The sequence below is a fragment of the Actinospineispora spinosispora DSM 44797 genome (assembly GCF_000429025.1).
GTDB lineage: Bacteria > Actinomycetota > Actinomycetes > Mycobacteriales > Pseudonocardiaceae > Pseudonocardia > Pseudonocardia spinosispora.
The window spans coordinates 111,987-130,566 of sequence record NZ_KE386836.1 but is presented as its reverse complement, the minus strand read 5'-3'; the positions used below and the strand labels follow the sequence as shown (position 1 = coordinate 130,566).

Genomic DNA, 18,580 nt, shown 5'->3' with positions numbered 1-18,580 from the left:
TTTAGTATCAGGAAACCCGTTCGATGACCGCTGCCAGGCCCTGACCGCCTCCGATGCACATGGTCTCCAGGCCGTAGCGCGCCTCGCGGCGGGCCATCTCGCGCACCATCGTGGTCAGGATCCTGCAGCCGGTCGCGCCGACCGGATGGCCGAGTGAGATGCCCGAGCCGTTGACGTTGAACCGCTCGTCCTTCAGCGGCTCGATGCCCCACTCCCGGGTGCAGGCCAGGACCTGCGCGGCGAACGCCTCGTTCAGCTCGATCAGGTCCATGTCGGCAAGCGTCAGCGAGGCCCGCCCGAGGGCCTTCGCCACGGCGGGCACCGGTCCGATGCCCATCGTCTTGGGCTCGACACCAGCCACCGACCAGGACACCAGCCGCGCCAGCGGGCGAAGACCCAGCTCCTCGGCCCGGTCCGGGTGCGTCACGATGCACAGCGCGGCACCGTCGTTCTGCCCGGACGCGTTACCCGCGGTGACGGTCGCCTCCGGGTCGCCCTTACCCAGGATGGGCCGCAGCTTCGCCAGCGACTCCATCGACGAGTCCGGCCGGATGTGCTCGTCGGACTCAACAACCGTGTCGCCGCGCCGACCGGAGACCGTGACCGGCACGATCTCCTCGGCGAACCGGCCGGACGAGGCGGCGGCCGCCGCCTTCTGGTGGCTGCTCAACGAGAACTCGTCCTGCTCCTCGCGCGGGATGCTGTACTCGCGGCGCAGGTTCTCGGCCGTCTCCAGCATGCCGCCGGGCACCGGGAAGTTCACCCCGCCGGCGGTCACCCGGCCGCGAGCCAGCGCGTCGTGCAGCTCGACGCTCGGCACGCCCTTCACGCCCCAGCGCATCGACGTCGAGTAGAACGGCGCGTTGCTCATCGACTCCGCGCCGCCCGCCAGCACCAGGTCCGACGCACCGGTCTGCACCTGCATCGCCGCGAACAGCACGGACTGCAGCCCGGAACCGCAACGACGGTCCAGCTGCAGCCCGGTCGCGGTGATCGGCAGCCCCGCGTCCAGAGCCACGACCCGACCGAACGCGGGCGCGTCCATGGTCGGGTAGCAGTTACCCATGATCACGTCGTCGACCGCGTCACCGGACAGCCCGGTGCGGGACATCAGCTCACAGACCACCGTGACGGCCAACTGGTGAGCCGGCACGTCCCGCAATGTGCCGCCGAACCCGCCGACCGGCGTCCGCAACGGCTCACAAATGACCGCATCCCGCATCGGGCTTCCGCTCCTTCTAGAGGTAGTAGCGCAGCAGCGACTCGGCCACACACGCGGGCCGGTCGCTGCCCTCGATCTCGACGGTGACCTTGTTGGTCACCTGGACTCCACCGGTCACCTCGGCCACGTCGAGCAGCTCGAAACTGCCGCGCACCCGGCTGCCCACCGGCACCGGCGAGGTGAACCGCACCTTGTTCAGGCCGTAGTTGATGCCCATCTTGATGCCCTCGACCTGGTAGGTCGCCGCGCCGAACACCGGCAACAGCGACAAGGTGAGGAAGCCGTGCGCGATGGTCTTGCCGAACGGGCCGGACTCGGCCTTCTCCGCGTTGACGTGGATCCACTGGTGATCACCGGTGGCGTCGGCGAAGGTGTCGATCTGCTTCTGTTCGATGGTGACCCAGTCACTCGTGCCGGTGTGCTGCCCGACAGCCGACTTGAGGTCGTCGATCCCTGAGAAAACCCGCATCCTTGCGCCTCCCGATTGGTCGTACTTCACATGTAGCGGCCGCCGGTCACCTCGAGCACGGTGCCGGTCATGTAGCTGGACAGGTCGCTGGCCAGGAACAATGCCACGTTGGCCACCTCGGCGGGCTCACCGGCACGGGCCATCGGGATTTCCGCGAGCTTCGAGTCCCATACGTCCTGGCGCATGGCCTCGGTCATCGCGGTGCGGATCAGTCCGGGCTGGATCGCGTTGACCCGGACGCCCAGGTAGGCGAGCTCCTTCGCGGAGGCCTTGGTCAGACCGACCATGGCGGCCTTCGCGGAGCTGTAGTTGGTCTGGCCGATGTTGCCGACCTTGCCGGAGATCGACGAGATGTTCACGATCGACCCGCTCTTGCGCTCGCGCATGACCGCACCCGCGGCCTTCGTGCCGAGCCAGGAGCCGGTGACATGGACGTCGAGCACCAGCCGGAAGTCCTCCAGGGTCATCTTGCGCATCGTCGAGTCGCGCGTGATGCCGGCGTTGTTGACCATCACGTCGACCGTGCCGTACTCGTCGACCGCGCGCGTGACCAGCGCGTTCACCTCGTCCTCCGAGGTGACGTCGCACCGGACGCCCAGTGCGCGCCCGCCGAGGTCGGCTGCCGACTTCTCGGCGGCCTCGACGTTCACGTCACCGAGCACGACGGTGGCACCCTGTGCCACGTACGCCCGCGCGATCTCCAGCCCGATCCCCTGCGCCGCACCCGTGATCACGGCGACCTTGCCGTCCAGCAGTCCCATGCTGCTAGCCAACCACGAGACTCCGTGCGACGCGCCCCAATGTTGAATTCAACTCACTTTGTATTCAAGTTGACCGATGCCCTTGCGGCTCACACAGAGGTTGTCTACGCCGCACAGAGGCTGGGGCCTCTGTGCGGCGCGTACTCGCTCTGTGCGCGCTCCTCAGCTCACCCAGTTGCCGTGGAAGCCGAAGGGGACCCTTGCCGGCAGACGGACCGTTGCCATCGGCTCCATCGTCGCCGCATCCAGGAGGGTCAGGTTGCTCAGGCCGGTGGTCTCGTCGTAGACGAAACCCATCAGCACGCCATCGTTCTCGGCGCCGTCGACGCTGGTGGGAACGAAGGAGAACTCGCCGGCCCGGTGGTGTCTCGGCAGCGAGTGCGTCGTGGTCCTGTTCTGTTCCATGTCGTGGCGCAGGATGGCGTCCTGCTCCCGGGTCGGGTCCAGGTTCACCGTGCCGGCGGTCGTGTAGCCGTAGCGATGCCGACGCCCGAGCAGCCGAGGGTCGACCCCGGGGAACTCCTGGACCTGGTCGTCGATGCCGGACTCCCGCACCTTGCCCGAGGCGAGGTCGACGACCCAGCGATGCAGCGTGGGGCTCGCCGAGTCGAACGCATCCCGGATGTCGTACTTCGCGTCGCCGTCGTAGCCCTGGAGGCGGACCGCGTCGCACACGATCGAGCCGTTCTCCTCGTAGGCGTTCAGGGTGTGGAAGACATAGCAGGGTTCGATGTCGAACCAGCGGACTCCCGCGTCCACCCCGTCGCGCGGAAGCACGCCGATCCTCGACGGGTGGCTCGCGTCCCAGGTGAACGGATAGTCGTTCGTGGCACCCACCCGGTCCCGCGACATCAGCCGGCCGGCGACGCTCTCCGGCATCGACACCTTGCCCAGCAGCGAGGACAGCACCAGCTGGGCCGACCTGGGCATCCAGTCCGGCACGACCATGCTCACCGCGGCAGGCCGGTCGAACACCAGGGGCACGTCGAAGAACAGCACATAGTTCTCGGTCAGCGCGATGTCGTGCAGCACCGGCTTGCCGGGCACGTCGAAGTCGACCGTTCCGCGCACCCGGCCGTCGACGCCGATCACCGAGTACTGCGCGACGTCGCGGCCGAGGTTGCGGTAGGACACCGCGTGCAGCTCGCCGGTGACCGGGTCCCGTTTGGGGTGACCGGTGTATCCGCCGGTCAGCGTGCCGTCGAAGTCGCACTCGCCGAGCGTCTCCAGCTCCTCGCCCAGCTCGTAGCCGGCCGTTCCACCCTCGATCAGCGCCAGCGTCCGGCCCGCGTGGCCGATGACGTTCGTGTTGGCCGCGATCATGTGATTGCCGGCCCGATGGTTCGGCCTGCTCGGACGCTCACCGAGCGCCCTCGCCACGTCGGGCGTCCGCACCCACCGATTCCGGTACCACTCGGCCTTGCCGTCACGCAGCCGCACACCATGGACCATGCCGTCGCCGTAGAGGCTGAACCAGTTGTAGGTGTCCGGATCGACCTCCATGACCGGGTTGGGCCCGATCCGCAGGTAGCGACCGTCCAGATGGTCCGGAATCCGGCCGGTGACGGACAGCGTGGTGATCGTCTCCTCGCGCGTCGCGGGGGCGAAGTTGCCGGTCAGGAACAGGTTGGACATGCTGTCCTCCGAGTTGGGGCGCGGCGTCGAACCCGGACGACATAACGAGGTTATGTCGTCCGAGAAAGAGGATAACCGAGTTATGTCAGAGGCCGCAAGCACTCGCTCGCCCTCGGACGGCGCGAGCATGCGGGACCGGCTGATTCAGGCCGCGACGCAGCTGCTCGTCGACGAAGGCCTGCCCTCGGTGCAGGCACGCCGGATCGCGCGCGAGGTCGGCGGCACCACGATGGCGGTGTACCACCACTTCGGCGGGATGCCGCAGCTGCTCGCGGCCGTCCGCGAGGAGGGGTTCCGGCAGCTGTACGAGCGGCTGCTCACGGTGCCGACCACCGACGACCCGATCATCGATCTCTACCAGCTCGCCATGGCGTACCGAGAGGCCGCGCTGGCCAGGCCGAACCTGTACGAGCTGATGTTCGGCCGCTCGCAGGCGACGGATCCGACACCCGCCGGGGCCGACCAGAACTACGCGCTCATGCACGCGAAGGTCCAGCGCGCGATCGACCTCGGCCGCATCCGGCCGACCGACCCGGTCGCCGTGACCGCGCAGATGACCACCCTGCTGCACGGCTACGTCGCCCTGGAGCTGGCCGGTCATCTGTCGGCGCTCGACGACAGCCTCGAACAGGTCCTGATCCCCCTGAGCCGAAGCCTGCTCGTGAGTCTGGGCGATCAGCCGGCCCGTATCGAAGAGTCACTGGCCAAGACCCAGGGGCCCGCCGAGTGACGCCTCGGGGTCAGTAGCCGGCCGCGAGCAGTTCCTCGGTCAGGCGGGCCAGGCGGTGGGCGTCGACCGGGCAGACGGTGACGGTCGCGCGGCCGTTCCCGTGGTCGGGTGGGCGACGCAGCTGCAGGTAGTGGCCGGTCTCGGTGTGGTGGAAACCGACCACGTAGCGGCCCGGCCGTCGGGCGCCCTCTGGCCAGAAAGTCACGCCCAGCTGGCCGAAGGAGCGCACTCCGGTGCACATCCGGACCCAGGAGCTCGCGTCGGCTCGCGGGAGTCCCCCGGACACCAGGTTGTCGGCCATGGTCCACAGGTTGCCGTCGGTCGTAGCCTGCTGCGCGGCGTCGTACAGGTCGGCGGGCACGTTGACCGGGCGGCCGACGCCGGGGCGGATCGGCCCACACAGCCCGAGCAGGGCCGCCATGATCTGGGTCGGTCGCATGCTCTGGACCTGGATCCGGTCCCCGTACTGCACGAGCGCGGCGCCGAGGGACCCGGCGACGGCGCCGATCGCGACAACCGTGCCATGTGGCTCGCCGCCGAGACGCAGGTCGACCTGATGGTCGGGCGCGGCGAGCACGCGCAATGGCCGGGCCAGCGATTCGACCGGCGAGGACCGGTCGGCGAGGCCTCTGCTGGCCAGCTCGGCCAGCACGTCACCCAGGATCTCCCGGCGTTCCGCCCGGTCACGCCCGGGACTGGGCAGCAGCAGCGTCTCCGGGGTGTCACCCAGTTCGAGCAGCTCCCAGCAGGCGTCCAGCTCGACCGCCGACAAGGTCAGGTCGGCCGCGACCGCGGTGCTCACGAGCGCCTCCTTCCCTCACCGAGGCCGTGCACCGCCGGGAACTCGTCGCTGCGCAGCGCTCGGAAGTTGTCGTCGAAGTTCTGCTCCTCGACCGAGCCGACCCGCTCGCCCCGCCATCGCCGGAAGTCGCCCCCTGCCGGCTCCGCCGTCTCGCTCAGCAGCGGAAGGGGGCGGTCGACCGGCGGCGGCAGCGGTGCTCCGCGAACCGGTGAGTGCACCCGAGGATCGGGGCCGTCCAACGAGCCGGGCGGAACCAGCCCCGGGATCAACGGCGCCTTGCGGGGCAGCTCGATCTCGGGGCGGCCCGCTCTCCTCGGTTCGGCGCGCTCGTCGAGCAGTCCGCCCGGGTGGGCGCCACCGGCCGGCACCGCGGACCGGCCGAACGGGCCGTCGTCCGGATGGACCAGCCTGCCGGGCCTGCCGGGCGTGGTCCGGTAGCCGTCCCCCGCCGCGACCGGCGGCGGGATCGGCGGCATGGGAGCGAGGGGCGGCGCGGCGGTGGTGCCGTTGTCGCTGCGCTTGCCGCTCGACTCGGACGACTCGGCGGCGTGGGTGGTCGTCGGCACCACCGAGCTGACGGTCCGCGCTTCCGGCGGTGGCTCCATCGTTGGCCGGGGGTGGCGCGATGTGACCACCAGGTCACCGTGCGGGTCGGCTTGCCGGGGCGTGACGATTTCCGGCAGCCGGCCCGGTGCGCTCTGCATCGACGCGACCTGGGAACGCGCCGCGACTGTCTCCCGCACCGGCGGCTCGGGGAACGCGGCGAGTGCGTCGAGGGTGGCCTGTTCGTGTGCGCGCAGTGCGGCGTTCGCGGCGAGCTCGGCGCGCCGCTGGGCGACCGGGCCCGCGCGCAGGTCGGACTGCAGTCCGTTGACGACCGCGAGGTCACCGGCGGCGACCAGCGGGGCAGAGGCCTCGCCCGGCGCCGGAATCGTGCGGCTGACCCGGGCGAACGACTCCGCGTACCGGTCGAGCCCGGCGCGGCCAGCGGACGCCTCGTCGAGGATGCGCTCCGCGCCCGCAGTGGTCGCGGCGAGTGCGACCCCGGCCGAGTCCGCCGCCGCGCCTGACCAGTCGACGCCGAGCTCGGCGAGCGCGCCGCGCAGGCTCTCCGCCGAGCGGCGCGAGCTCGCCACCAGCGCATCCAGCACCTGCACACCCCGTTCGACAGCGGCCGCGCCCTGCCCCTCCCGCATCCAGCGCTGCTTCTCCGCGAGGCTGTAGCCCTCCCAGCGGTACTCCCCGAGCCCGGTCACGAGAGCCGCCGGCAGGAGGCCGCGATGGCCGCGTCGGTGTGGCCGTAGCTGCGTGCGACGTCCTCGAGCGAGTGCCCCGCGACGCGCAGCCGATCGACCTGGCCGCGGCAACGCTCGCGCGTGGCCTCGATGCGTTCGTTGAACGCGGACCTCGCGTCCGAGGACAGTGGGTCGCCGCCGCACGCCCCGACCCAGCCGTCCGGTTCGGCCGGTCCGATCGAGCGACCGAGCCGGTCCGCCTCGGCGAGCAGTACCGCGCGCACCCGGAGCACGTTCTCCGGCGTCACCTCGGTGGGATTCACGCCCGTCACCGTAGAAGTTCAGCATGATCAACATATGCGGTTTCCGGTAAATCAGCACCCAGGAGTGCCCCCGCAAGATGATCAACAGTGGTCACACCGCGCACCTCACGCCCACACCGCGCTAGGTGCACACCGCGCGACGTGACCACAGAGCGCGCGGCGTCACCACAAGGTGCGCGGTGTGGCTGCGGGGTGCGCGCCGGGAGCCGCGGCGCGGTAGAGCTGGCTCCGCGAGTCTCCGAAGGAGTTCCGGCGAAGGCCGGCGCGGTGAATGTCCGCAACCAAGTCGCCGACTGCCAGGGCGGCTCCTAGGGTGAGAACAAGCGCGCGTTCGGCCGACGAAGTCGGCTTCTTTTCTGGGAGTACCCCCGAAGCGAAGCGAGGGGGTGGTCACAGAAAAGAATCGCGCGGAACAGGCCCAAAAGACAGGACGAGCATGCCTGGTTCATTGATGGGTACCGAGGTCCGCCGGGTCGAGGACCCGAAGCTGATCCGGGGCGAGGGCAGCTACGTCGACAATCTCGCTCTGGGCGCCGACCTGCTGCATCTGGTGTTCGTGCGGTCCCCGTTGCCGCACGCCACGATCACCCACATCGACACCTCCGCCGCGCTCGCGGCGCCGGGGGTCGTCGCCGTCTACACCGCCGAGGATCTCGCCATCCCGGCCCACCATTCGTTCATGGCCGTCAACGAGGCCTGCGCGCGGCCGCCGCTGGCGACCGGCAAGGTCCGCTTCGTCGGGGACATCGTGGCGGCCGTCATCGCCGAGTCGAGGGCCGCGGCGATCGACGCCGTCGAGCTGGTCGAGGTCGACTACGACCCGTTGCCCGTCGCGATCGACCCCGAGGACGCTCTCGCCGATGGCGCGCCGGCCCAGTTCGAGGAGCTGGGCAGCAACCTGGCGGCGGGTGTCCGCTCCGCTCCCGACGAGGATCCGCTCGCCGATGCCGAGGTCGTCGTGCGGGCCCGGATGGAGAACCAGCGGCTCGCGGTGGTCCCGATGGAGGGCAACGCGATCGCCGTGATCCCGGGCGGGCCGGGTGACGAGCACGAGCTGACCGTGTACGTCTCGACCCAGATGCCGCACGCGTGGCGCGGGCTGACCGGGGCGTTGTTCGGTATCGAGCCGGAGCGCATCCGGGTGGTCACGCCGGACGTCGGCGGTGGGTTCGGCGGCAAGGCCGGCATCGTGTCCGAGCACAGCATCAGCGTTGCCGCCGCGCGGAAGCTGAACCGTGCGGTCAAGTGGGCGGAGACCCGGTCGGAGAACCTCGTCGGCATGCCGCACGGCCGCGCGATGGTGCAGTACGCCGAGCTGGGGCTGCGGCGATCCGGCGAGATCACCGGGCTGCGGATCCGGGTGATCGGCGACGCCGGGGCCTACGCGGGTTTCGGTGGGGCGCTCGCGATGGGGCCCAGCTACTCGATGGCCCAGGGCGTCTACCGCATCCCGAAGATCGGTTACGACGTCGCGGTCGCGTTGACCAACACCACTCCGGTCGGCGCGTTCCGGGGCGCGGGGCGGCCCGAGGCGACCGCGCTGCTGGAACGCATGATCGACCTCGCCGCCGTCGAGCTGGACGTGGACCCCGCCGACCTGCGGCGACGCAACTTCATCGGTCCGGCCGAGTTCCCCTACGAGACGGTCGTCGGCACGACCTACGACTGCGGTGACTACTCGACGACGCTGGACGAGGCGCTGCGGGTCTCCGACTACGAGAAGCTGCGTGCCGAGCAGGCCACGCGGCGGGAGTCCGGTTCGCGCACCGTGCTGGGCATCGGGCTGGCCAGCTACGTCGAGATCACCGCGGGTGGCGGCGCCGAGGAGTGGGGCTCGGTGACGGTGCACGCCGACGGCACCGCGACCGCGTCGGTCGGCACGTCGGGCCACGGCCAGGGCCACCCCACGTCGTTCGCCATGCTGGTCTCGGACCAGCTGGGCATCCCGATGGAGTCGATCAAGTTCGTGCAGTCGGACACCGCCGTCGTGCCGCGTGGTGGTGGCACCGGCGGTTCCCGGTCACTGCAGCTGGGCGGCACCGCGATCTACACCGCGGCGGGCAAGGTCCTCGACCAGGCCCGGGAGCTGGCTGCGGAGCTGCTGGAGGCGTCCGCCGAGGACATCGAGGTGACCGAGGCCGGTGGGCTCGGCGTCGCCGGTGTGCCCGGCCGGGGCGTCAGCTGGGCTCAGCTGGCGAGTGTCGCCGAGTCGAGGGGCGAGACGCTGTCGGCCGCGCTCGACGTGGACCAGGGTGGCGCGACGTTCCCGTTCGGCAGCCACGTCGCGGTCGTCGAGGTCGATCTGGACACCGGGCACGTCACGCCGGTCAGGCACTTCGCGGTCGACGACTGCGGTCGTGTGCTGAACCCGCTGATCGTGCGTGGTCAGCAGCACGGCGGCATCGCGCAGGGTGTCGCGCAGGCGCTGTGGGAGCACGTCCGGTTCGACGAGGAGGGCAACCCGACGACCGGGACGCTCGCCGACTACACGGTGCCCACCGCCGCCGACCTGCCGCCGTACGAGGTCCGCAGCACCGAGACGCCGACGCCGCTCAACGTGCTCGGGGCCAAGGGCATCGGTGAGGCCGCGACGATCGGCGCGACCCCGGCCGTGCAGAACGCCGTGGTGGACGCGCTGTCCCACCTCGGGGTGCGCCACGTCGACATGCCGTGCACTCCGGAGCGGGTCTGGCGGGCGATCGAGGCGACTCGCAACGGCGGCGCGCCGGACCCGTGGCGCGAGCCCCCGGCGATCTTCACGACGCTGCCGGTGCGCGGCGAGACCGAGGAGCTGGAGACCGCGGACATCTGACCCCGTGAGTGCCGCGGCCGCCCCGAGGCGGCCGCGGCACTCACGGTCAGCCCGGCGGCGGGAGCTTCGCGGCGGCCGCCTGCGCGATCGCGGTGGCCGCCGCGCACTGTGCGTCCGGTGAGGGTGCCTTCGTGATGTGCACCGTCACCACCAGCAGTTCCGCCACGGTCCTGCTGTTGGGGCCGGGGAACGTGCGCTGGACCAGGTCCACCGAGCAGGAGCTGGGTGATTCGCCCGGATCACTCGGAAACGTCTGCGAAGAGCGGCCGGACAGTGTCCCGGGCCAAGGCTGCTGCTGAATGTCACGGGTCAACCTGATCTGCGCTGTCGAGGCATCGTCGGTCACCGAGTCACCCCACTCGCACTCCCAGTCCCCGTACTGCGGCTCGCGACGGCCGACGTCGAGACCTGGAACCGCGCGAAGAGCCGCGTCGTCACCGAGCGCACAGGCGGTGAGCCCGACGATCGAGTTCGGCGGACCGGCAGGCTTGCGTCTCGGCAGGTTCGGGGTGCTCAACGCACCGAGCACACCGGGGACCGCCGCGTCGGTCAGCGCACACGAGTCGAGCGTGCTGTTGCGGTACCTGTTGACCCACAGGACGGCTCTGGACCGGTCCGGGAGCAGAACGGTCCTCTGGCACGAGCCCTTGGACTGGTAGAGCGTCATGCCGCCGAAGCGCTGGAACGGCACGTCCTTGAGGTCGGCGTCGGACAACGTGGGATTGCTCAGCCACAGGTAGACCCACGTTCCGTCACCGCTGGCGGGCTGGATCCAGACGGCACACCCGGACGGCGAGGTCCCGTCGGGAAAGCGTGTCGTCGTGCCGAACCGCTGCAGCGCGGCGTCATCGAGCATCAGGCACGGATCGGCCGTGCGCACGTCACCGAGCGGGGCGGCGGTGAGGTACCCGGAGGGCTGGGACGTGCCGCCGAACAGCGACCGCACCGGCGCGAAGAACACCAGCGCGGCGGCGCCCAGGAGCACGACGCCGATGACCGCCGCGATCACCCAGGGCGTTCGCCGCCGGGGCTTCGGCGTGCTCACCCCGGTCGGCGCCGCTTGCGGGGTGGCCTCGGCGAACGTGCGCAACCGCTCGGCGGCCTGCGTGGCGCTCGGCCGCTGGTCAGGGTCCGAGTGCCCCAGCCATGGCCACACCCCGGCCATCCCCGGCGCCACCGCGCCGCCCGACTGGTAGAGCATCGCGCCCAGCGCGTAGACGTCCGCCGAGGCCGACGGGGCCGCACCGTCGGCCTGTTCGGGCGCCGGGTGTCTCGGTGTGCCGCTCGCGCCGAACCCCTCCAGCCGCGCGGACCCGTTCGTGTCGATGCCGACGGCGTCCGCCCGGACGTCCCCGTGCACCGTGCCCGACGCATGTGCGGTGGCGAGGCTCTCCGCGATGTCCGCGCCCCAGCGGGCGAGTGTCTCGCTCGGCACCAGTCCGCGCGCCAGCACATCCGGCAGCGGTGTCGTCACGTGTTCCACCTTGTTCGATCGCTGGGTCAGTTCGGGGGCGGGAGCTTGTCGGCCGCGGCCTTGGCGAGCGCGGTCGCGGCCGTGCAGTGCGCTTCCGGCGTCGTCGCGTTGTTGATGTGGACCTGCACGACGAGGTACTCGGCCACGGTGGAGCCTTCGGGACCCGGGTAGGAACGCTGGATCAGGTTCACCACGCAGGACGACTGGTAGAACGTCCATCCGTTGGGGACCACGACCGCCGTCCGGTCACCGATCGTCGTGGGCTGGCCGGTCAGCGGCAGGCTGCGTCGCACGACGATCTGCACGTCCGCCGAGTCGACCACGGCGGGGTCCGCACCCCATTCACAGGACCAGCCGCCCAGCGCCTGCTGCCGGCGGCCGACGTTCAGCCCGTCGATCGTGCGCAACACAGGCTCGGAACCGAGCGCGCAGGCGTCCACCACGCGGGCCAGGGAGTTCGGCGGGATGTCTCCGGTCTTGCGGGGCAGGCTCTCCCCGTCGAGCGCACTGAGCGCCGAGGGCAGCTCGGCGTCGGCCATCGCACACAGATCCTGGGTGCCCGCGCCGTACCTGCTCGCGTCGAGGGTGACCCGGAAGCGATCCGGCAGCACGATCGTCCGCTGGCAGTAGGTGCCCGACGCCGGTACCGAGTACAGCGTCAGCGCACCGATGCGCTGCGCCCGCACCTTTGCCAGGTCCTGCTCGTCCAGGGCGGGGTTGCTGAGCGTGGCACCCACCCAGGTTCTGGCTTCCCCGGTGCCCGCGACCCAGATCCGGCACGTGCTCGGCGAACCGTTCTCCGGGTACATCGTGGCCGTCCCGAACCGGGACAGGATCGGCACGTTCAGCAGCGAGCAGGGATCCGCCGTGCGCACGTCGCCGATCGGGCCGGTGGCCGTGTCGGAGGAGGAGGACCCGACGCCCAGGAGCGGTCGCGCGGCCCACACCCCGCCGCCCACCAGCACGATCACCAGGACCAGTGCGAGCGCGATCCACAGCCCTCCGCGCGTGGACCGGGGCTTCGTCGCCGACGCCGTGGGGGCGGACGTGGCCGGGCTCGGCAGGCCCGCCGGCGGCCCACCGGCCCGCGGTGCGGCGGTCGGCGGTCCGGCAGCGTGCGGCCAACCAGCCTGCGATCCGGCAGCCTGCGCCAGTCCCGCCCACGGGACCGCGGCCGGTGGCTCGGCGGCCGATGCCGGACCCGCCGGCGGCATCCCGGTCGAGGGGACCGCCGTCGGTGACCCCGCGGTCGGGGATCCGGCAGCCGATCCCGAACCCGCCGACGGCGCCGCGGCCGAGGGCGCCGCAGGTGGCGATCCAGCCGTTGGCGGCCCCGCAGAGAATGGCGGGACGGCAGATGGCGGCGAAGCAGCGGGTGGCGGGGCGGCGGACGGGGTCGCGGGTGGTGCCGTGAACATCCGCAGGTACTCCGCCGCGTGGGCGGCGCTCGGCCGCTGGGCGGGGTCGGCGTGGCCGAGCCACGGCCACGCCGCGGCCATCTCCGGCAGAACCGCCCCGCCCGCCTGGAAGAGCATCGCGCCCAGTGCGTACACGTCGGCGGCAGGTGAGGGCGCTGGGCTCGTGGACTGCTCCGGTGCCGGATGCCGGGGCGAGCCGCCGGAGTTTGCGCCGAACCCGTCGAGCGTCGCCGAGCCGGTCGCCGCGATGCGCACGACGTCGGCCCGTACGTCACCGTGCGCGGCACCCCGCTGGTGCGCGGCGGCGAGCGCGTCGGCGATGTCCGCACCCCACCGGGCCAGCACCTGAGCCGATACGGCGCCGCGGGTGAGTATCTCCGGCAGCGGTGTCGCGGTCACCCGTCTGTGCTCCTCGGTCGTGGGCGCCCACGGCGGCGCGGTGAGATCGTTATAGCCCAAATGTCCGGTCGTGTGCGCCATTTCGACTGGCGATCACCGGTCGGCGCGGCATGCTGGACGGGTGCCCGCAGATTCGAGCAACCCGACCGCGTCCGAAGCCCAGGGTGGTTCCCCCGCGTACCGACTCAGCGCGAACGGCGCGGGGACAGGTACTCCGGTGGGGACCGGGCTCGACGCACTCGCCTCGGTCAACCCGCACGCACCAGCGGTGACCTGCGGGAATCTCACCCTGACCAGACGGGGTCTGGCCGCGAGGTCGAACCAGCTCGCCCGACATCTCGAGGGCCTCGGGGTCGGGGTCGGGGATCTGGTCACGATCGGCCTGCCCAACAGCGTGGAGTTCTACGTCGCGACCGTGGCGGCCTGGAAGCTCGGCGCGATCCCGCAGCCGGTGTCCGCTCGGCTGCCCGCCGCCGAGATCGCCGCGCTGATCGAGATCGCCGACCCGAAGGTCGTCATCGGTCTCGAGCCGCCGGACGACCGGCCGTGGCTGCCACCCGGTTTCGAACCGGACCCGCAGCTGTCCGACCGTTCGCTGCCACCGGCGACCCCGCCGTACTGGAAGGCGCCGACCTCCGGGGGCAGCACCGGCCGCCCGAAGATCATCATCAGCGGCACGGCCGGCACCCGGGAGGACATCCTCGCCCGCGCGCCGGGTCTGCGCATCGACCCCGGTTCGGTGTTCCTGGTGACCGCGCCGCTCTACCACAACGCACCGTTCATGTTCTCGCTGATCGCGCTGGTCAACGCCGGCCATGTGGTCGTGATGGAACGCTTCGACCCGGCCGACATCCTGGAGCAGGTCCAGCGTCACCGGGTCACCTGGCTGTACGCGGTGCCGACCCAGATGGGGCGGATCCTGCGGCTGCCCGAGAACGTCCGGCGCAGCACCGACCTGTCCTCGGTGCGCACGATGCTGCACGTCGGCGCGCCGTGTCCGGAGCACGTCAAACGCGGCTGGCTGGAGTGGATCGAGCCGGGCAGGCTGCTGGAGCTGTACGCCGGGACCGAGTCCACGGCGGTGTGCATCATCGACGGCGAGGACTGGCTGCGGCATCCCGGTTCGGTCGGCAAGCCGGTGTCCGGCGAGCTGCTGATCACCGACGACGAGTTCCAGCCGCTGCCGCCCGGTGAGGTCGGCGAGGTGTGGATGCGGCCGCCGCCGGACACCGTGACCTACCACTACCTGGGCGCCGTGGCGCGTGAACGGGACGGCTGGGAGTCGATCGGGGACATGGGCTCCCTCGACGAGGAGGGCTACCTGTACCTGGCCGACCGGCGCGCCGACATGATCCTGGTCGGCGGCGCGAACGTGTACCCGGCGGAGGTCGAGGCGGCGTTGGAGTCGCACCCCTCGGTGGCGTCCGCCGCGGTGATCGGTCTGCCGGATGACGACCTGGGCAATGTCGTGCACGCGATCGTCCAGACCACGGCGGAGGTGTCCGACGACGAGCTCACGGCGCACGTCCGGGAACACCTCGTCTCCTACAAGGTCCCGCGCACGTTCGAGCGCAGCCCCGACCCACTGCGCGACGACACCGGCAAGGTCCGCCGCTCAGCCCTGAGAACAGCCCGCCTCCCCTCGTGAGTGTTGAGTGTGGCCATGGCCACACTCAACACTCACGAGGTGTGGGGTCGGGTGGACCGTGCAGGGCTATCTCGATGCCTCGGCGCGCGGCCGCCCAGAGCTGCTCGTCCGACTCGTTCAGGCGCAGGCTCATCATCGCCGCGCCCTGAGCGGCGCCGGCGAACGAGCCGATCACCGCCGCCGCACTGACCGGGTCCAGCTCGTCCGGGTAGGCCTTCACCAGCGCGTGCGCCATCTCGCGTTGCAGCTCGTAGCTGAGGTGCAGCGCCTTGGCCAGGAGCGCGGGCACCGTCATGACCAGGCGGACGTAGGCCCGTACCAGCTCGGGGTCGGCCCCGATGTTCTCCGCCCGGTACCGCGCAAGGGTCTCGTCGTACACCCTGGTCATCAGCGCCGCGATGCTCTCGCCCGGACGGCGGCCGGCGATGACCTCCAGCGAGACGGCGTTGTCGTGTGTGGTGTCGGCGAACAGCACGTCCTCCTTGCTGGGGAAGTAGTTGAAGAACGTCTTGGTCGCCACGTCGGCCGCCTCGGCGATCTGCGCGACGGTCGTCTGCTCGTAGCCCCGCTCGGCGAACAACCGCAGCGCGGTCTCGGTCAGCAGCTGCCTGGTCTGCCGCTTCTTGCGCTCGCGCCGGGACTCTTCCATCGCGATAAACCTATATCACTGCGAACTATGCCCAACGAGTAAGTTTGCACTCAATGTAACTTTGTCCTAGAGTCGGCGGCCTTATGAGTCGAATCGTCATGGCGGGGATGCCCGCCTCGGGACACCTCAACCCGAGCCTGCCCCTGGTCCGCGAGCTGGTACGGCGAGGCATCGAGGTCACGTACTGCACCGGGACCGAGTTCCGCGACGCGGTCGAGCGCACCGGCGCGGAGTTCGTCGGCTACCCGGACGGAAGCCTGTCCGCCGCCGACATCGCGGCGGCGACCCGCACCGGCAGCAGCGTCGCGGTGGTCAACCGCATCCTCACCGCGACCGAGTCGCTCCTGCCGTTCGTGCTGGACCAGGTGCGGGAGGGCCCCACCGATGCCGTCCTGCACGACTCGAACGCGCTGTGGGGCCGGATGGCCGCCGCGAGCCTGAGGCTGCCGACGATCTCGTTCATGACGACGTTCCTGGTCGGCACGGCCAACGTCCGAGTGATGAACGGCCGGGAGTGGCGGACCTCGATCACGCCCATGCTGCGCGACATTCCCGCCACGTTCGCCCAGCGACGGCGGCTCGCGCGCCGGTTCGGCAAGCAGCTCTTCCCGCCCGCCCCGATGCTGCCCATGCGCGGCGACCTGTCGATCTTCCCGGTGCCGCGCGAGCTGCAGTCCCCCGACCCCCGAATCGACGGCAGCTGCCACTTCATCGGCCCGACGATCGATCCCGACATCCAGCAGGGTCAGCTCGATGCCGAGCTCGCGGCGCACGTGACCGGACCCGAACCGGTTGTCCTGGTGTCACTCGGCACGCTGCACGCCGGCAGCCTCGACTTCTTCCACGCCTGTTTCGACGTGCTCGCCGACCTGCCCGCGCGCGTCCTGCTCGCCGTCGGTTCCCATCTCGACCCGGCCGCTCTCGGCACACCACCGGCGAACACCCTGGTCCGACAGACCGTGCCGCAGCTCGAGGTACTGCGGCACACGGCGGCGTTCGTCACCCACGGCGGCATGAACAGCGCCATGGAGGGGCTGTCCTTCGGCGTACCGCTCGTGGTCGTCCCGCAGCAGGTCGAACAGCTGATCATCGGGAAGGTCGTCGAGGATCGCGGCGCGGCGCTCGTCCTCCGGCACAACGTGTCGCGTCGAGCGGTGCCGCCCGCCGAGCTGCGCACCGCTGTGGAACACGCGCTCACCGACCCGGCTATGCGGACCGCGGCCAAGACGATGTCCACGACGCTCACCACCGGCGGCGGAGCACCGGCGGGCGCCGACGCCGTCCAGCGCCTCCTGACCCCGTGAGTGCCGCACTCACGGGGTATGACCTGCCAGGGGGACGGCGTGGACCAGCAGGCGCACGCAGTACTCGGTGAGGTCGTGCTCGCTGACCTCCAGGGTGCCGTCCAGCCAGCGGACGAACAGGTTGGACAGCGCGCCGATCAACGCGGACGCGGTCAGCCGCTGCTCCAGCTCGGCCGGCTCCGGTGACCCGTTGGCCGCCGCGAGCTGCACCCGGATCAGCTCGCCGAACATCGGCATCAGCCCCAGCGCCCTGACATTGAGCACGGTGTCGGTCATCGGCGCGAGCAGCAGCACCCGTCCCTTGCGCGGATCGGCGGTCAACAGCCCGAAGAACGCCTCGACCGCCGCCCTGGCGACCCGCTCGGGATCCGGCGTGGCACCGACCGCCTCCGCGACCGCCTCGGCCAGCACGTCCCGCGCTTCGGCGCCGACCTGGTCGTACACCGCGACGAGCAGCTCATCGCGGTCGGCGAAGCTCTCGTAGAAGTAGCGGTCGGTGAGCTTCGCGTGCCGGCACACCGACCGCACCGTGACCGCCGAAGCGCCGTCCGGCCCGCCGAGCAGCTCGAACCCGACCTCCAGGAGCTTCTCCCGCCGGGACTCCCGCCGGACGTCGAGCGTGGTGCCGCCCCAGACGCGGGAACTCATGACCACCCCACTTGCTCGCAGCGACGGCGATTGACGACAAGGTGTCCGCGATCGTAACCTGATGACAGGTGTCCTCAGTTGCACTCGGTGAGGGGAACGACCAATGACACAGGACGTCGGCACGCAGGTGACCCCGCTCGGGCCGGACTCACTGACCTGGCGGCTGTTCGGCGACTGGCGTGGCCTGCTGCAGGGTCCGTGGGCCGGCTCGATGCAGAACATGCACCCGCAGCTGGGCGCCGCCGTCGAACAGCACTCGATCTTCTTCACCGAACGCTGGCAGCGGCTCTACCGGTCGCTCTACCCGATCGGCGGGGTCGTCTTCGACGGCGACCGCGCACCGCGCACCGGCCGGGAGGTGCGCGACTACCACCGCGGCATCTCCGGTGTCGATGCGCAGGGCCGCAAGTACAACGCGCTCAACCCGGAGGTCTTCTTCTGGGCGCACGCCACCTTCGTCATGGGCACCCTGCGCGTCCAGGACTACTTCGGCTACCCGCTGACCGACGACCAGAAGGAACAGCTCTGGGCAGAGGGCATCCAGTGGTACTCCATGTACGGGATGCCGATGCACGACCTGCCCCAGGACTGGGCGGCCTTCCAGGCCTACTGGGACCGCATGTGCACCGAGGTCCTCGAGGACAACAAGGCCACCAGGGACGTGCTCGACCTGTCCGAGCTGGCGAAGCCGCCGTACGCGCCGTGGCTGCCCGAGTGGGCGTGGCGGCTGCTGCGCATCCCGGTCGCCAAGGGCTTCGTCTGGCTCACCGTCGGCATGTACGACGATCCGGTGCGCCGGCTGCTCGGCTACAGCTGGACCGAGCGCGACGAACTGGCGATGCGCGCGATACGGCTGGTCGTGCGTAACGCATGGCGGCTCGTGCCGTTCGAACGGCGCTTCCACCCGAGGGCCCGTGCCGCGTGGCAGCGCGCGAGCGGCAAGCTCCCCGCAGACGCCCCGCTGCCCGAAACGCCCGCGCGCAACCTGCCGCCGCTGGCCTACCGCGACTCGCCCCACCACTACTCACCCAAGCCGTGAGTGTTGTGGGCT

At 70.9% G+C, this 18,580-nt stretch carries 16 protein-coding genes; 5 read left to right on the top strand and 11 right to left on the bottom strand.

Features of this window, described 5'->3' with window-relative positions:
- Positions 1 to 7: 7 nt before the first annotated feature.
- The 4 genes from G406_RS0137630 to G406_RS0137615 form a co-directional block, all read right to left on the bottom strand.
- A complete protein-coding gene (locus G406_RS0137630) occupies positions 8 to 1,222 on the bottom strand; it encodes an acetyl-CoA C-acetyltransferase (protein ID WP_028937851.1) in 1,215 nt (404 codons plus the stop codon).
- A gap of 16 nt (positions 1,223 to 1,238) precedes the next feature.
- The gene (locus G406_RS0137625; protein ID WP_028937850.1) at positions 1,239 to 1,691 is read right to left on the bottom strand and encodes a MaoC family dehydratase; all 453 of its coding nucleotides are present in this window, start codon (positions 1,689 to 1,691) and stop codon (positions 1,239 to 1,241) included.
- 26 nt (positions 1,692 to 1,717) lie between these two features.
- Positions 1,718 to 2,464 (bottom strand): 3-oxoacyl-ACP reductase FabG, encoded by a 747-nt coding sequence (gene fabG, locus G406_RS0137620; RefSeq protein WP_245607359.1) that lies wholly within the window; start codon positions 2,462 to 2,464, stop codon positions 1,718 to 1,720.
- A gap of 150 nt (positions 2,465 to 2,614) precedes the next feature.
- The gene (locus tag G406_RS0137615) at positions 2,615 to 4,087 is read right to left on the bottom strand and encodes a carotenoid oxygenase family protein (protein WP_028937848.1); all 1,473 of its coding nucleotides are present in this window, start codon (positions 4,085 to 4,087) and stop codon (positions 2,615 to 2,617) included.
- A gap of 82 nt (positions 4,088 to 4,169) precedes the next feature.
- On the opposite strand from G406_RS0137615, the gene G406_RS0137610 reads away from it, so the two are divergent.
- Entirely contained in the window at positions 4,170 to 4,817 is a 648-nt protein-coding gene (locus G406_RS0137610) for a TetR/AcrR family transcriptional regulator (RefSeq protein WP_037080691.1), read from the top strand.
- A gap of 10 nt (positions 4,818 to 4,827) precedes the next feature.
- Here G406_RS0137610 and G406_RS0137605 read toward each other — a convergent pair whose 3' ends face one another.
- Genes G406_RS0137605 through G406_RS0137595 form a run of 3 tightly spaced genes read right to left on the bottom strand, consistent with a single transcriptional unit; the run spans position 4,828 to position 7,177 of the window.
- A complete protein-coding gene (locus G406_RS0137605; RefSeq protein WP_028937846.1) occupies positions 4,828 to 5,619 on the bottom strand; it encodes an ESX secretion-associated protein EspG in 792 nt (263 codons plus the stop codon).
- The gene (locus tag G406_RS0137600; RefSeq protein WP_028937845.1) at positions 5,616 to 6,875 is read right to left on the bottom strand and encodes a WXG100 family type VII secretion target; all 1,260 of its coding nucleotides are present in this window, start codon (positions 6,873 to 6,875) and stop codon (positions 5,616 to 5,618) included. Before G406_RS0137600 ends, G406_RS0137605 begins: the two co-directional genes overlap by 4 nt.
- Entirely contained in the window at positions 6,872 to 7,177 is a 306-nt protein-coding gene (locus tag G406_RS0137595) for a hypothetical protein (RefSeq protein WP_028937844.1), read from the bottom strand. The genes G406_RS0137600 and G406_RS0137595 overlap by 4 nt, the downstream gene beginning before the upstream one ends.
- A 436-nt stretch (positions 7,178 to 7,613) precedes the next feature.
- Here G406_RS0137595 and G406_RS0137590 point away from each other — a divergent pair, with 436 nt between their 5' ends.
- Entirely contained in the window at positions 7,614 to 9,989 is a 2,376-nt protein-coding gene (locus G406_RS0137590; RefSeq protein WP_028937843.1) for a xanthine dehydrogenase family protein molybdopterin-binding subunit, read from the top strand.
- Positions 9,990 to 10,035: 46 nt separating this feature from the next.
- Here the strand turns inward: G406_RS0137590 and G406_RS0137585 are convergent, their stop codons facing one another.
- Positions 10,036 to 11,463 carry a hypothetical protein gene (locus G406_RS0137585; protein ID WP_156935365.1) on the bottom strand — a complete coding sequence of 476 codons (1,428 nt, stop codon included), beginning with the start codon at positions 11,461 to 11,463 and terminating at the stop codon, positions 10,036 to 10,038.
- A 26-nt stretch (positions 11,464 to 11,489) separates the two neighbouring features.
- Positions 11,490 to 13,280 (bottom strand): hypothetical protein, encoded by a 1,791-nt coding sequence (locus G406_RS0137580; RefSeq protein WP_156935364.1) that lies wholly within the window; start codon positions 13,278 to 13,280, stop codon positions 11,490 to 11,492.
- Between the two features lie 121 nt (positions 13,281 to 13,401).
- On the opposite strand from G406_RS0137580, the gene G406_RS0137575 reads away from it, so the two are divergent.
- Positions 13,402 to 14,928 (top strand): AMP-binding protein, encoded by a 1,527-nt coding sequence (locus tag G406_RS0137575; protein WP_245607358.1) that lies wholly within the window; start codon positions 13,402 to 13,404, stop codon positions 14,926 to 14,928.
- Between the two features lie 25 nt (positions 14,929 to 14,953).
- Here G406_RS0137575 and G406_RS0137570 read toward each other — a convergent pair whose 3' ends face one another.
- Positions 14,954 to 15,577: a TetR/AcrR family transcriptional regulator gene (locus G406_RS0137570; protein WP_028937839.1), complete on the bottom strand. Its 624-nt coding sequence runs from the start codon at positions 15,575 to 15,577 to the stop codon at positions 14,954 to 14,956.
- 83 nt (positions 15,578 to 15,660) lie between these two features.
- Between G406_RS0137570 and G406_RS0137565 the strand changes: the two genes are divergently transcribed.
- Positions 15,661 to 16,881, top strand: coding sequence for a macrolide family glycosyltransferase (locus G406_RS0137565; protein ID WP_028937838.1), 1,221 nt, complete (start codon positions 15,661 to 15,663; stop codon positions 16,879 to 16,881).
- A gap of 9 nt (positions 16,882 to 16,890) precedes the next feature.
- Here G406_RS0137565 and G406_RS0137560 read toward each other — a convergent pair whose 3' ends face one another.
- Positions 16,891 to 17,529 carry a TetR/AcrR family transcriptional regulator gene (locus G406_RS0137560; RefSeq protein WP_028937837.1) on the bottom strand — a complete coding sequence of 213 codons (639 nt, stop codon included), beginning with the start codon at positions 17,527 to 17,529 and terminating at the stop codon, positions 16,891 to 16,893.
- Positions 17,530 to 17,632: 103 nt separating this feature from the next.
- Between G406_RS0137560 and G406_RS0137555 the strand changes: the two genes are divergently transcribed.
- Complete coding sequence (locus G406_RS0137555; RefSeq protein ID WP_028937836.1) at positions 17,633 to 18,568, top strand: oxygenase MpaB family protein; 936 nt, start codon at positions 17,633 to 17,635, stop codon at positions 18,566 to 18,568.
- The last annotated feature ends 12 nt before the right edge of the window (positions 18,569 to 18,580 follow it).